The sequence below is a fragment of the Olsenella sp. Marseille-P4559 genome, from assembly GCF_900605015.1.
Taxonomy (GTDB): Bacteria; Actinomycetota; Coriobacteriia; order Coriobacteriales; family Atopobiaceae; genus Tractidigestivibacter.
Window position 1 is genome coordinate 812,351 of sequence record NZ_LR027573.1, and the last position, 12,784, is coordinate 825,134.

Below are 12,784 nucleotides of genomic sequence, written 5' to 3' on the forward strand. Positions count from 1 at the left end.
CTAGGGTCGCACGGCAAGGGGCTTTGTCCACTCGAGGGAGTAGCGCCAGTAAAGACGCCTCCTGACAAGTGAGCCGGGGAGTCGCTCGCCTGCAACGGCGCGAATCTCGTCCAGGGACTCACGGGGCCGGGCAACCCTCATCCCCCGGTAGGTACCCTCGCGGTGGAGCCATCCGGACACCCTCGCGGGGACGACCATGAGAGCGGAGAGCAGCCAGTCCGCAATGGTCTTGTTCGCTGACAGTCCGACGACGAGCAGCCTGCCGCCGGGCCGCAGCAGCTCCGCCATCCGAACGAGCGCCGTCTCGAGCGGCATGTGGTGCAGGCACGCGACGCAGGTTATGGTATCGAATTCCTCCGGGGCAAAATCCTGGGCAGCCATGAAATCGCCGCAGATGACGGTGCCGCTGCCTGCGACCCTGCCGGCGGCCGTCCGCGCGGCGGCGGGGTCCGCCTCCACCCCCACGACGTGCCTGCAGACTCCGGCCAGAAGCTCCAGGAGCGCCCCATCCCCGCAACCCACGTCGAGGGCAACTCCGCCCCTCAGTGCGGCGTCCGAGACCAGCTCGGGGTAGTACGCGGAGTTGTGGTTCCAGCGGCAGCCGGCACTCGCCGTCCGCCTCGATGATATGTGCGCTCGCCCGCCCATGCCTCCTCGATCCCGCCGGGCCATGACTGCCACGAGACAGATATGTAGATAGTTGATGTTTACCATCACGCTGCTCTGCCTAATACTATCTCGTTCGTCTCGTACCGTACCGTAAGAATCATTTCCGGATCAGGGGGGCTGAGCAATCTATGGACGAAATGGGGACGTGGAACTCTCCCCTGAAACGCCCCTAGCGCTCCGGCAGGTACCTCTCAACCTCATCGGGAGTCAACCTCCGCACCTGCGTGCCCGCATACTCCCTGTACTCGTCGACGATGAAGGCGGGAGACAGGGACGCGCGCCTTGCCCCTGTTCCTCCTCAGGTAGAGTCGCAGGTCCTCGGCATCGGCGAAGATCTTGTATGAGAGCCTGCCGCTCTCGCTTCTCATCTCGTAGATGCCGCATGGCCTCTTCATGCTGTAGTCGGCGGTGCGCAGGTACAGCTTCGCAATCTCCAACGATTTGAAGGGAAAGTTCCATCGCTGCAGCCCGCGCTTAGGGTTGTGCTCGATGCAGATGCATCTGCCGCAGGTGCCGCAGATGTACTGCATGTGGTTCTCCAAGCAGTCCTGCGGGTTCAGCAGCGGGGTCGCCCTGCTTTCGTCCGCATAGCACTCCACGCACATCTGGGTGGCCTCCCCTCGGCTCCTCCCCATGCACCGCCCATCGCGTCTCCATCAGCTTGCGTGAATAAACTGTCCCGTCAACAGCCGCCATAGGGTTGGAGCACAGCGTTCGTCAGATAGGCCTGGCAATTTCGCAAAGGCCGTCAACAGCGCCTGCCTACGGCCGGGAGGCGTCCCACTCGTTCCTCGTGATGCAGGTGAGGTGCTCGGTCCTGAGGAGACCCTCAATCTAGCAGGGGACGTTCTCCGCCGTGTGGTGGCAGCGGAAGCCGCACTTCTCCTGCACGTGTCTCGACTTATCGTTGCCGTCGAAGTACCCGCACCACATCCTCTCGAGCCCAAGATCCTCGAAGCCGTGGCGCATGATCTCGCGCGTGGCCTCAGGGATGAGCCCCCGCCCCCAGTACGGGACGCCGATCCAGTAGCCAATCTCTCCCTCGGTGTCCGGGATGTCGATGTTGCTCGCCCCGCCAACCATGAGCCCGATGCTGCCGACCGGGCGTCCCGCCTCCTTGAGGACCACGGCGTAGCTCTCCGGCACGGAAAGCACGTTGCGTATGACCTCACGGCTGTCCTCCACGCTCGTGTGGACAGGCCAGCCCGCGATGGGGCCCACGTCGGGATGGCTCGCGTACCGGTACAGGTCCTCCGCATCCCCCTCGTCCCATGGCCTGAGGAGGAGCCTTTCGGTCTCGAACGTCATATCGGCCTTCCGCCGGATCGTCTGCTCGGGCGATTGTAACTCGCGGAGTGGGGAGCGGATTCTTGACCACTCTCCTATGCGAGCAGCACCAGCTCATTGCACGAGAAACCTGAACGCCAGCTTGTGGACCTGCCTTGCCTCCCTCGAGGCCAGGTCCCATGTGGCAAGCTCCGCACCGACCAGGTCGGGGTATCTCTTGCTGATATCCCTCAAGGCGTTGCCAACGGACCTCCTGACGTAGTCGCTCGCATCCTCCCTGAGCGCGGAGAGCCTGCGCACGGCCTCCTCGGGGCGGTCTTTGAAGTAGTCCCTTCCCGTCCAGACTCTCAGGCCCTCCGTCACTGCGCGCCTCACGTTGGGCTCGTCCGATGACAGCCACTCGTCGATCACGGGTAGGGCGCGCTCGTAGCCCACGTCGTGGCAGTATCGGTCAAAGGACTTGACCAATATCTCCTGAACCCTCCAGTCCCCATCGCGGGAGGCCACGCCTCTGAGGGCATGCAGGGCTTGCCCGTCTCCTGCCGCAAGGTAGCCGAGCAGGAACACCCCGTACATCCTCACCTGCACGGTCTTCGACCCACCTGCCTCGGCGGCCAGCTCGGCGACGGTCCGGGCATCGTGGGACGCGAAGTCATCGAGGGCGCACCTCTCGATCTCCTTGAAACCATGCTCAACCTTTGCGAGCCCGACTGCGAGCTCTTCGATCCTGGGGTTCATTCTGATTCCCTCCCCCTGCAGCGTCAGCAAAGGCCGTGCCCGGCGGCGAAGCCCCCGATTGCCCGCACGAACGCGCGCGACCTGAACGCGTGGATGACGCGTTTGGCGGGCATCCTCACGTAGCCCGCATGCGGCACGAGCTCCGCGATGCGCCGCGCATCGTCGTCGTCCATGGCTCCCACCAGGCCGTACCTCTCGTAGCGGCGCCAGTCCGCGTGCATCACCGGCAGGGGGACGCCCACCTGCCGCAGGGCGGCATCGTGGCCGAAGCCCTCGCGGGCGCGCCCGTCGACGAACGCCCGCGCGAAGTCGGGGCCGGAGGTCTTGAGCGACTGGAACTGCCGCTTCAGGACCTCCGGGAGGTGCCACTGGCCGAGCGCCACGGGGCTGCGGGGGCGGCGCCGCCCGGTCTGCCCGGGCTCCCTGGAGACGAACGCCGCGAACCGGTCCGGCACCCCCTTGGCGCGCGCATCGGACACCGGCATGACCTGCCCCCCGAGGTAGTCGGCCAGGCCGCGGCCGCCGACGTCGCCGATGGCCCCCACGAGGCGTTCGAGGCCCTCGCAGGTGAACCTGCCGCGCCCCTCGAAGCGGGGCATCTCGACGCAGAAGGCCGGGGCGTCCCCCAGCACCAGCGCCCTTGCCCGGCGCGCGGCGCGGCTGGCGCGCCACAGGCCCATGATGCCGCCCGACGAGTTGCCGGAGGCGATCGCCGGCCCGCGCACGACGCCCTCGACGAGCTCCGCAGCGTCGCCGCCCACCGAGCTCCAGGCGCAGCCCCCCGGCGCCCAGCTGCTCCGCCCGTGGCCGCGGACCTCGATTGCGAGCACGCGGAACGACCGGGACGGCGGGGCGAGCGCCTTCTCGTAGGCCTGCCATATGCCCACCTGGGCGGGGACGGGCACGAGCGGCGCGCCGTTGTCGGGCCCCTCCACGTGGTTCATGCCCATGTGGGACAGGGGGCGCTCGCCTGCCCGAAGCCCGCGCGCCTGAGGCCCCGCCGACGTCGGAGGGGCTTCCGCCCTCGTGGGGGTTGCGGTGTGCGACAGTCGCCTCCATGGGGGGATGGCAGCAAGGGAGCCGCACCGCGTCATCCCTCCGGGGCGCTCGGCCTCGCTGCCTTGCCTCGTTACTCGAGCAGATGCTTGCGTATCTGCTTAAGGAAGTTCTTCTTGAACGACGTGCTGCCGCCGAAGAAGGCCTCGTCGGTGGACGTCACCTCTTTGTGCCCACTTGGTCGTGCTCGCCGCAGAGTTCCTCGATTCCATGTTCGTCACATGTCCAAGCTGTTCGGGTCAAGGAGGAAGTCGAAGAGCCCCATGGTCAGCACGCCGGCATTGTCCATATAGGGCCTCACGACATCCTTCACGACGACGATCTTCTTGAAGCTGTCGTCGATCAGGCGCAGGGATCGCTTCTCCTGCTCCCGCTTCTCGTCGGTGTCCATGTTGAAGGCGGACTGGATGTAATAGCGCCGAAAGCCCCTGTTCGCTACGAAGTCAACCTCGTAGCGGGTCCGCTCGTCTTTCCCGTTGATCCTTCGGCGGCGCTCTACGACGCCGACGTCGACGCCGTACCCCCGCATACGGAGCTCGTTGAAGATGACGTTCTCCATGAGGTGGCTCTCCTCGACCTGCCTGAAGCCCAAGCGCGCGTTGCGCAACCCGACATCCTCGTAGTAGTACTTCTTGGGCGTCCCGATGTACCTGCGCCCCTTAATGTCATACCGCACGGCCTCGGTCACGAGGAACGCATCCTCGAGATAGCCCACGAAGCGCTTCACCGTGACCTCGTCGATGCTCGATTGCAGCACCGATCCGAAAGTGGCGGCAATCTTGTGGGGATTCGTAAGCGAGCCCACGGACGAGGCCAGGATATCGATGACGTCCTCGAGCTCCTGGGTCTTGGAAACATGATTGCGCGCAATCACGTCGTTGAGGTACACCTCGTCGAACAGCCGGGAGAGGTAGGAGGCCTTCTGCTCGTCGGTGGGCATCGACGCCAAAAGCGGCATGCCCCCGTATAGCATGTACTCGGCCCAAGCTTGGTAGCGGTCGCCATCGTAGTTCTGCATGAACTCGGAGAATGACAGCGGCATCACGTGAATCTCGTCCCCGCGGCCGCGAAACTCTGTCATGACGTCTTTGGAGAGGAAGCGCGAGTTGCTGCCGGTGACGTACACGTCAACGTTGCGACGATGCAGGAGGCCGTTCAAGACATCGTAGATGCCGAGCGGGGCCTTGCTCTTGCCGCGCAGCTCTTCCTCGCTTATCGCATACTGCACTTCGTCCAAGAGGACGTAGTAGGGTCCTTCGTCATCACCGATGCGATTGGCAAGGTATCTGTCGAGTTCGTCGGGATCGCGGTAGCGGGCATTCTCCCGCACGTCGAGAGCGAGCTCGATGATATGGGCGTCGTCAATCCCCGATTCCTTCAAGAATCTCCTGAATAGCGTGAACAGCAGGTATGTCTTGCCGCACCTTCGAACACCGGTGATGACCTTCACCATCCCGTTGCCCATCCGCAGCTTCAGGTTGTCGATGTATGTATCGCGCGAAGCCTCCATGCGCCCTCCTAACGACGGACTGATTATTCCATAAATATGTCGTAAGCGTCAATAATCTGGAATACATCAATGCCCAGATGTAGAGATGGACGCAACCAAAGCTAACGGAAATTACCGATATCCGCCAAGACATGCTTAAAGACAACCTGCTCATGCTGAGGGACATCCACGGCTTCTCGCAGGAAGAGATCGCGGGCAAGATAGGCATCTCCCGCCAGGCGTACGCCAAGTAGGAGAGCAGCGCCACCATCCCCGACATCGAGAAGCGCGCGCGGCTTGCGCACGTGTACGGCACCACGGTGGACGCCCTGCTGAGGGCCGAAGAGATGGACGACGGCCGCATGCTGCTCCCCGCGCCGAGGGGCAAGAACATATGGGGCACCGTACGCGTGAACGAGCACGGTCAGATCGTCATCCCGAAGGAGGAGGCACGCGAACACTTCGCCTTCGCGCGGGCCAGAAGCTCGTCCTGCTGAGCGAGGAGGACGAGGGGTTCGCCCTGGTCCCTGTCGAAATCTTCGAGCGGAAGATCGAACTCGTGAATCAGGCTTTGTCCCCTGTCAGCGAGTGACGTACGGCGAGGGCCGCCGGGCGGAGGGTTCCCGCTACTTGCCCCTGTGCTTCCGCTTGCGCTTCTCCCGTCTCCGCTCGAAGCGCTCCAGCCTCTCCTGCTCGCGTTGCTCGCGGGCACCGGCCTTGCGCTGCTGGGCCTGTGCCTCGCGTTCCTCCGACAGCGCCTGCTGGGCCTTCGTGGACGGGCCTCTCTGCTTGAGTGCCTGCGAGACCTCGCGCTGACGGCGTTTGGGGTTCGACGAGGCTTTCGGCGCGCGTTCGTGCGCAATCGACTCAGTGAAGCGAAGATCGTTCCACCCCTCGCACACGAGCTGCTGAATCTCTTCTGCAGAGGGTTCGGCGCCGAACACGACGCGACATGCGCTGAGCCGTCCGCCCTCGACGCGCTTGAACATCCCCACCCAGAACCGGCCGTCGTGATAGACGGTCAGGGTGGAGGATACCCTAACTTCCCGCATGGCGATTTCCTCCTTTATGTAGATGCCACGCGGAGAAGGGACAACCAAGGAGGCAGGTTACTGGCGCCCGGGCGGGTGCACCCCGACTACCCGACGGGGTCGTGTTTTCATCTCCGACTTCCAAACGTTACCACTGACGGCTCGTTTTCGAAAGCAGGGCAGTACACCGAGCGCAACTCCACAGCAAAGGAAGGCCGGCCGTCTTCCGGAAGAGGGGCAGACTCGCATACGATATGGTAGACGATTGCAAGCAGTGCTGCATGAGCCGTCCGTGCAGAGCATCTCTGCAGATACAGCGGCAACAGGGCCTGATCGTTGGAATGATAGGCATATGCCCAACGCGAGCGTTGCGTACGCGCATATATTTTGCCTTTGGGCTGGCATTGGCAGCGCTCAGCACCGCAGCGGACATGTACCTTCTAGTAAGCTTTTTGTCGGTAGTCCAGTCGTGACGCGACATGCCGTTTCGACGCAAACCGGCTCGCAAAAACCATTGTGATACACTTTTAGCCATGGAACGCACAAGAGCCATCCATATCAGCCTGCACGTTGCCGTTTGCACCCTTGTCGCGCTCCTGCTCTGCACCTGCCTTGCGGGATGCGAGAGCACGGGTATGGGCGAGTTCGGCTCCTCAAGCGACACGTCGGCCCTCTGGAACCGACAGGCCCCAGAAGGGGGCGGTGCCATCCACGTTACGGGCGACAGCTCCTCTTGGTTCTGGAAAACCTACCAGTTCGATGCCGACGGCAGACTCGTCGCGAAAGAGAGCTTCAGCCCTGAGGGAGGCACGTGGTCGATTGCGAACTACCACTACGACAGCCAGGGAAGGCTCTCTTCGGTTACCGGCTCATGCGAGGGAGGCGGACCGAACACGACAAGGTCGTTCGAGACCACTTACAGCTATCGCGATGACGGCAGCTTCGACGTTTTCCGTCGCGATGGCGGCGCGCTGTCCATGACGAAGAGCTACGACGCCGCCGGGAGGATCGTCGAATCGCATTCCTTCTTCTCCTCCAGCGACCGCGAGGACCGCGAGACCTTCGCGTACGACGACCAGGGCCGCCAAACGGCGCACTGGTACTTCAATAACGACGAGGTCAACTGGAGCAGCTCCCAAACGTACGAGTACGATACCGACGACCAGGGCGACTTCAAGCGTACCTACTATTACGACGCGAACACGCAGCAACCGAACCTCTGCCTCACGGAATGGCTCGACTCCGAAGGGCGCCCGGTCAAGTCGGCGGACTCGACGTTGCAAGATGACGGGACCTGGACCCTCGACGGCTCGTCCATCGAGACCTACACGTACAGCGAGACGATCGAGTACTACCCTGGCACGGCCACCGTGTCCTCGAAGACGGAGGTGTGCGACTCGAGCGACCCGTCGGACTCGTCCGTGTCCACGACCGCCTACGACGAGCGGGGGTTCCCCGTCTCACGCACGCGGATGGCCTTCGGCGAGGCCCACGTCACGTCGGCCGAGTACAAGGGCAACGTGCCCGCAGGGTTCTTGGACGATGACTTGGACGCCCCCGGGACTCCCTCGTCCTAGGTCGCCGGCGGGCTTCCCCTGATCGCGCCGCGCCTCCGCGTATTACTTGACTACGCCGACGAAGAAGCGGTCGCCCTCGGCTATAGCGGTTACCGTTCGGTCGGGTTCGACGAGCCCGCCCAAGCTGACGAGCTTGAAATTCAGGGACTCGTCGGGGTCCCAGCGGTACACGCCCGCCGGGGAATCGTCTACCTTCATCGCGCATGTGATGCCCTGCACCCAATCGGAAACATGCGCGATGTAGAGCGCTCCCGACACGGACACGCTGGGCGGTCGGTCCATGCCGATGGCACGCCCCTTTTCGTCGTTCGCCTCGGGCAGATTATCCGCGTTCTCCTGAAGCTCGTTTTTCAGTTGCTCCGCGGTTACGGGCGATTCCTCGAGCGTCACGTCCCCGTCCTGCAGGTCGATCGAATCGGTGTTCGAGCACGCCATGACGTAGATGCCCGGTGCGGCCTCGATGAAATGCTGGACGACCCAGGTACGCTCCCCTTCCGTATCGTCCATCGTGGCGATTGCGCTGTCATCCTCCGGGTTGCCGCTATAGCCGTTCGCAGGCATAGCGCCATCGGGGAGCGCGGCGGCATCGCGCACCATCACATACACGTCGCATTCCCCAAAGCTCGCCTCTAGACTGTCGGCAAGGTTTTCGGCGCGAGCGCGAGCTCGCCTGCCGCCGAGCCGGCAAGGATCCATATGCCGCCTGCGATAAAGAGGACGGACAGGGTGTAAACCATACAGCACCAGAGTCCCCACACAAGGCGACCTGAGGCATCCCGCGCCCATGCGTCCGGCGAGGCGCAGCATCGATAGGAACGCGTGCGGCGTGCGGCGTTCACGCGTTCTGCCAAAAAGCGCGAAAGCTGCGTGCGGCCCTCTTCGTCCAGCTCTGACGCGTCAGCGCAGACGTCGGAGAGATGGGGGCAGACCTACGACCGTCGAGCTTCCTGAGGCGTACTTGTCAGCCGACAAGCGGGAGAACCCTCCGTTGGGTGCTCGGTCCGTGCTCAGGCGAAGAGAGCTCACAATGCCGTTCTATAGGGTCGTATTGGTGGCCGCCTCAGGCTCCTTTTCCTGCGCAGCCAGCCATTCCGAGGACTGTCGGGCCATATAGCAGTCCCCGCCGTTCTCGGCGACAAACGTGTAGCCCTCGCGCGCGGCCGCGATATCGCCGCGAGCCTCAGCGAGCTGGGCGCGGCAGTGCTCCATGCTCACCTTCTGCTGCTGGGTGAGGCTGAGGGCGCTCATCGCCCCCAGAAGCTCGTTGCAGCGCTGCCATTCCCCGTCCCCCAAAGCAATGTCGAAGTCGATCCACGCGACGATCAGGTCGGCGGTCCTGCGCGCTGGAGCCGAGACGCGTCCGCCCGAGCAAAGGGCGACAACCCGCCCGCGAACATTTGCCTGCTCGTCTCGGTCGTGGCGATGCCTGGCTACAACTGCGCGCACGTTGCATGCCGAAAGCCTGTTGGACATGCTCAATTTTGGGGTGGATTCCACCTTGTCCACCCATTGCAAGGCGATGTCGTCGTAGCCGAGCTGCGCCGAGCACATGGCGTAGAGCACCTCGTAAATCGGCGCCTCGCGCCGCCCTTTGCGCTTCTCCATCAAAAGCGACGCTACCTCGAGCATCTTTTGGGCGTTGCAGTCCGTGGACAGGATGTCCAAAAGCCCACGGAAGTTGCGCGTGTTGAGAATGAGAGAGGCAAACGACACGATCGCGCACAGCACCAGGTACGAGACAATAGCCTCGATGCTCGGCTCCTGCTGGATGATGGAGGCCGCACAGACAATCAAAACGAAGAAGATGACGAACCCAATGCGACGGTGCCTAGCGAGAAACTTTCGTACGGCTTCCTGCGCACTCATGTCCGCATAATGTGATTTGACATGAAGCGTTTCGGGTCGTTTCGACATAGCATTCCTTCCGAATTGGTAGAGGGAATCTCGTCTGCGTATGTCGCAGGCGCTCTTAACCGTCCGTGCCGACGTGGTATACGAGTACGATTCTTGGCCTAGCAACCAACGAGGTTATCGTACCACCCCTCCATTTGCGTCCTGCGTTACGCGAAGGCGTGATGGATTGACGCATACCTTGCCCGACTGCGCATGCGCGAGATAAAGGACCGTCTAGGGGTACGGCAGCGAAAGCGTGCGGGCGCTTAGACGCTTAAGCGTTTCGGCAGGTCAAAGCCGTGCAAAAGACTTCTTGCACGCGTGGGGGCGCTCGATACGGCACGTTCCAAAGGCATTTGATGGTAGCATTGCCCCACTAGGCGCATCCTTTGACCGTCGAAGGGAGGAGCATGGAGCTCGCATTGCAGATACGCCGGCTCAGGAACGAGAGGAACCTGTCCCAGGACGACTTGGCGCAGACGACATACGTCTCGCGCCAGACGGTCTCGAACTGGGAGAGGGACCGGACCTACCCGGACGTGCACAGCCTGCTCCTGCTCTCCGGACTCTTCGACACGACCGTTGACGAACTGATCAAGGGAGACGTCGTAAAGATGGAAGAGCTGCTGGAAAGCAAGGAGCCCTACAAGCGTATGACCAGGTTGGTGACGGGCGACATCGCTTTCCTTTTGGGAGGGGTTGCCCTGTTGGCCCTGGGGCTGTACCGATTCGGCTGGGGGACGGTTCCCTCCTACATCATCTTCGCCCTCATGGGCGGCATGGGCCTCGCCCTTGCGCGCCAGGTCGATCTCATAAAAAGTACGACCTGGCCGCGTATTGGGAGATCGTCGCCTTCTCCAAGGGCGAGCCGGTCGATTGCGACGAGTCCGAGGCAGGCTTCGCGCGCGTGCACCCTGCTGTCATGAGGGCCTTCTATGCGGTGGCCTCTGCAGCCGTCGGGCTCGTCGTGGCGCTCCTGCTCATCCTGGTCTTGCGGTGAACACGGCGACCGCATGCGGACCATATGCGTCTCGGCCGCTGGAGGGAGGGCGTCGGGGCTTGGCGCGTGGGCCGCGCTTCCGTACTGCCGCCCGTGTCTGGACGGGGCAGGGGGGGGGATTGCAATTGCCAGGCAAGGGTCCCCGAGTCAGGTAAAATGGGCTCCTAAGGCAAGAGGCCCGGGCATGGGTCCGCCGTTCGGACGGCGCCGCGCGCGTGGAAGGGCATGGCTGACGCGGAGAGGGCGGGCGACGTCACGCCCGAGGAGTATGCCGAGTGGGGGCCGGATTCGGCACGTGGGCGGCTGGTCGAATGCCTCCGAACCCCCACGACCGGGAGAAGAACGCAGATGGACTCGAGTTCGCGCGCTGGAGGACGCCATGGACTACCGGGAGATGAACGCAGAGGCGATAGACGAGTGGGTCGAAGGCGGCTGGGAATGGGGACGTCCAATACCGCACGAGGAATTTGAACGAGCGAAGGCGGGCGACTGGGATGTCGTGCTCACCCCAACCAAGCCGGTCCCGCACGAATGGCTTGGAAACCTGGACGGCAAGGAGGTCCTGGGGCTCGCCAGCGGCGGGGGCCAGCAGATGCCGATCCTCGCGGCGCTCGGCGCGCGGTGCACCGTCCTGGACTACTCGGAGAGGCAGCTTGAGAGCGAAGAGCTGGTCGCACGGAGGGAAGGGTACGACATCCGCGTGGTCCGGGCGGACATGGCGCTGCGGCTCCCCTTCGAGGACGGGAGCTTCGACGTCGTCTTCCATCCGGTCTCCAACTGCTATGTCGAGGACGTCGGGCCCATCTGGAGGGAGTGCCACCGTGTGCTGAGGAAGGGCGGCGTCCTTCTCGCGGGCGTAGACCACTATGTCAACTACATCGTGGACCAGGACGAGGAGAGGGTCGTCAACCGCCTCCCGTTCAACCCGTTGAAGGATGAGGAGCAAATGAGACGGGCGGAGCGCGAGGGCGGCCCCGTGAGGTTCTCCCATTCGCTCGAGGAGCAGATCGGCGGGCTGCTGGAGGCGGGCTTCACGCTGATGGACCTCTACGAGGACACCAACGGGGAAGGACGCCTCCACAAGCTGAATATACCGACGTACATCGCGACGAGGTCCGTGAAGGGCTGATTCGGCGAGGGGGCGGCATCGTCTCGGAGGGCCCATCGGGCGGGGGGCGAATCCGACCCCCCTGCAAGTCGCCTCCAGGATAGTTGCGGATCAGGGATGCGGCCTCCGGGACGCGTTTCCCCTGCCGAGACGTCCCTTTGGGGCCCGGTCCGCCGAGAATTTACTCCTCCAGCTTCACCTGGGGTTTCGTGTTTCAAACCCTCGGAAAGAGTCGCTGATTAGGGATTGATTCGGACCACCCGGGAACCGTCCGTTTCCGCGCCGGGAATCGTTGCAGGCGGCTTCGCGGAATGGCATGACGCGCCACTGCGCGCACCGTGCCCCAGCCTCCGCCAACGGTTGTCGCCCGGGAAATCAATCAGCCTCCCGACCGATTGCGCGGTCGCCGAGCCCCACCGCTGTATCGACGACTTCGTAGAAGGAGATTCCCGCAGCGTAGGGTGCCGACCTGACATACGACTCCCAGACCGAAGCCATCTGCTCTGAGCCGCGGACGGATTCGAGTACGCTCCGGTATTCCGGCACAGCGGCGCTCGACCCTCGCTTCGCGGCCGTGGCCTTCAGCGCGGCTTCGACCTCGTCGTAGTCGATGCCGTCGCCGTGGGATCTCAGAAGCGCGTATATGTCGTGGAAGTCCCTAGGGAAACGCTGGACAAATGGGAATTGCCCCTTTTTGTGGCAGAGGCGGCTCCGGCAGGCCCGGACAGCCCCATTCACGGATGCGCCGGGCCCGCCGGAGGCTCCCCGAGGCCCTGCCTCGCCCCTGAGGGGCGGCGGCATCCGCGCTGTCTCTTTTACCCATCTGACGCTGGCGGCGAGCCTACGCGCGGAGGTGCTTGGGTGGGCGCCGTCCGTACACAAAAGAAGACTGATAGATTGAGGACTGGCTGTCGTCGGTGTTCGTGGTCATCCTAG

15 protein-coding genes are annotated in these 12,784 nt (G+C 63.6%); 5 read left to right on the forward strand and 10 right to left on the reverse strand.

Features of this window, described 5'->3' with window-relative positions:
* The 6 genes from E0E00_RS03755 to E0E00_RS03780 form a co-directional block, all read right to left on the reverse strand.
* On the reverse strand, nt 1-648 hold the full coding sequence (locus E0E00_RS03755) for a bifunctional 2-polyprenyl-6-hydroxyphenol methylase/3-demethylubiquinol 3-O-methyltransferase UbiG (protein ID WP_130811232.1): 648 nt from the start codon (nt 646-648) through the stop codon (nt 1-3).
* 218 nt (nt 649-866) lie between these two features.
* The gene (locus E0E00_RS03760) at nt 867-1,304 is read right to left on the reverse strand and encodes a hypothetical protein (RefSeq protein ID WP_242622120.1); all 438 of its coding nucleotides are present in this window, start codon (nt 1,302-1,304) and stop codon (nt 867-869) included.
* Nucleotides 1,305-1,503: 199 nt separating this feature from the next.
* Nucleotides 1,504-1,977 carry a GNAT family N-acetyltransferase gene (locus E0E00_RS03765; RefSeq protein WP_207302647.1) on the reverse strand — a complete coding sequence of 158 codons (474 nt, stop codon included), beginning with the start codon at nt 1,975-1,977 and terminating at the stop codon, nt 1,504-1,506.
* 93 nt (nt 1,978-2,070) lie between these two features.
* Nucleotides 2,071-2,694 (reverse strand): HEAT repeat domain-containing protein, encoded by a 624-nt coding sequence (locus E0E00_RS03770; protein WP_130811233.1) that lies wholly within the window; start codon nt 2,692-2,694, stop codon nt 2,071-2,073.
* 23 nt (nt 2,695-2,717) lie between these two features.
* Nucleotides 2,718-3,644, reverse strand: a complete 927-nt coding sequence (locus tag E0E00_RS03775; protein WP_207302648.1) for an alpha/beta fold hydrolase — start codon at nt 3,642-3,644, stop codon at nt 2,718-2,720.
* A 323-nt stretch (nt 3,645-3,967) separates the two neighbouring features.
* Entirely contained in the window at nt 3,968-5,260 is a 1,293-nt protein-coding gene (locus tag E0E00_RS03780; protein ID WP_130811234.1) for an ATP-binding protein, read from the reverse strand.
* 131 nt (nt 5,261-5,391) lie between these two features.
* Here E0E00_RS03780 and E0E00_RS15320 point away from each other — a divergent pair, with 131 nt between their 5' ends.
* Together E0E00_RS15320 and E0E00_RS14645 are read left to right on the forward strand one after the other, a co-directional pair.
* Nucleotides 5,392-5,493 carry a helix-turn-helix domain-containing protein gene (locus E0E00_RS15320; RefSeq protein WP_371683368.1) on the forward strand — a complete coding sequence of 34 codons (102 nt, stop codon included), beginning with the start codon at nt 5,392-5,394 and terminating at the stop codon, nt 5,491-5,493.
* Nucleotides 5,494-5,544: 51 nt separating this feature from the next.
* Complete coding sequence (locus E0E00_RS14645) at nt 5,545-5,736, forward strand: hypothetical protein (protein ID WP_207302649.1); 192 nt, start codon at nt 5,545-5,547, stop codon at nt 5,734-5,736.
* 129 nt (nt 5,737-5,865) lie between these two features.
* Here the strand turns inward: E0E00_RS14645 and E0E00_RS03790 are convergent, their stop codons facing one another.
* Nucleotides 5,866-6,291: a YjdF family protein gene (locus tag E0E00_RS03790; RefSeq protein ID WP_130811235.1), complete on the reverse strand. Its 426-nt coding sequence runs from the start codon at nt 6,289-6,291 to the stop codon at nt 5,866-5,868.
* Nucleotides 6,292-6,803: 512 nt separating this feature from the next.
* On the opposite strand from E0E00_RS03790, the gene E0E00_RS03795 reads away from it, so the two are divergent.
* Nucleotides 6,804-7,847: a hypothetical protein gene (locus E0E00_RS03795; RefSeq protein ID WP_165443538.1), complete on the forward strand. Its 1,044-nt coding sequence runs from the start codon at nt 6,804-6,806 to the stop codon at nt 7,845-7,847.
* A 42-nt stretch (nt 7,848-7,889) separates the two neighbouring features.
* Here E0E00_RS03795 and E0E00_RS03800 read toward each other — a convergent pair whose 3' ends face one another.
* On the reverse strand, nt 7,890-8,453 hold the full coding sequence (locus tag E0E00_RS03800) for a hypothetical protein (RefSeq protein ID WP_130811237.1): 564 nt from the start codon (nt 8,451-8,453) through the stop codon (nt 7,890-7,892).
* 429 nt (nt 8,454-8,882) lie between these two features.
* The gene (locus E0E00_RS03805; protein WP_130811238.1) at nt 8,883-9,713 is read right to left on the reverse strand and encodes a hypothetical protein; all 831 of its coding nucleotides are present in this window, start codon (nt 9,711-9,713) and stop codon (nt 8,883-8,885) included.
* Between the two features lie 416 nt (nt 9,714-10,129).
* On the opposite strand from E0E00_RS03805, the gene E0E00_RS03810 reads away from it, so the two are divergent.
* Entirely contained in the window at nt 10,130-10,666 is a 537-nt protein-coding gene (locus E0E00_RS03810) for a helix-turn-helix transcriptional regulator (RefSeq protein WP_130811239.1), read from the forward strand.
* Nucleotides 10,667-11,119: 453 nt separating this feature from the next.
* Nucleotides 11,120-11,869 carry a class I SAM-dependent methyltransferase gene (locus E0E00_RS03815; RefSeq protein WP_130811240.1) on the forward strand — a complete coding sequence of 250 codons (750 nt, stop codon included), beginning with the start codon at nt 11,120-11,122 and terminating at the stop codon, nt 11,867-11,869.
* A gap of 354 nt (nt 11,870-12,223) precedes the next feature.
* Here the strand turns inward: E0E00_RS03815 and E0E00_RS03820 are convergent, their stop codons facing one another.
* Nucleotides 12,224-12,586, reverse strand: a complete 363-nt coding sequence (locus E0E00_RS03820; protein ID WP_130811241.1) for a nucleotidyl transferase AbiEii/AbiGii toxin family protein — start codon at nt 12,584-12,586, stop codon at nt 12,224-12,226.
* Between the last annotated feature and the right edge of the window lie 198 nt (nt 12,587-12,784).

What these genes read in the sequence shown, in the direction of transcription:
- E0E00_RS03755 (WP_130811232.1), bottom strand. Translation starts at nt 648, where the DNA reads ATGGGCGGGCGAGCGCACATATCATCGAGGCGGACGGCGAGTGCCGGC.
- E0E00_RS03760 (WP_242622120.1), bottom strand. Translation starts at nt 1,304, where the DNA reads ATGGGGAGGAGCCGAGGGGAGGCCACCCAGATGTGCGTGGAGTGCTAT.
- E0E00_RS03765 (WP_207302647.1), bottom strand. Translation starts at nt 1,977, where the DNA reads ATGACGTTCGAGACCGAAAGGCTCCTCCTCAGGCCATGGGACGAGGGG.
- E0E00_RS03770 (WP_130811233.1), bottom strand. Translation starts at nt 2,694, where the DNA reads ATGAACCCCAGGATCGAAGAGCTCGCAGTCGGGCTCGCAAAGGTTGAG.
- E0E00_RS03775 (WP_207302648.1), bottom strand. Translation starts at nt 3,644, where the DNA reads ATGGGCATGAACCACGTGGAGGGGCCCGACAACGGCGCGCCGCTCGTG.
- E0E00_RS03780 (WP_130811234.1), bottom strand. Translation starts at nt 5,260, where the DNA reads ATGGAGGCTTCGCGCGATACATACATCGACAACCTGAAGCTGCGGATG.
- E0E00_RS15320 (WP_371683368.1), top strand. Translation starts at nt 5,392, where the DNA reads ATGCTTAAAGACAACCTGCTCATGCTGAGGGACATCCACGGCTTCTCG.
- E0E00_RS03790 (WP_130811235.1), bottom strand. Translation starts at nt 6,291, where the DNA reads ATGCGGGAAGTTAGGGTATCCTCCACCCTGACCGTCTATCACGACGGC.
- E0E00_RS03795 (WP_165443538.1), top strand. Translation starts at nt 6,804, where the DNA reads ATGGAACGCACAAGAGCCATCCATATCAGCCTGCACGTTGCCGTTTGC.
- E0E00_RS03805 (WP_130811238.1), bottom strand. Translation starts at nt 9,713, where the DNA reads ATGAGTGCGCAGGAAGCCGTACGAAAGTTTCTCGCTAGGCACCGTCGC.
- E0E00_RS03815 (WP_130811240.1), top strand. Translation starts at nt 11,120, where the DNA reads ATGGACTACCGGGAGATGAACGCAGAGGCGATAGACGAGTGGGTCGAA.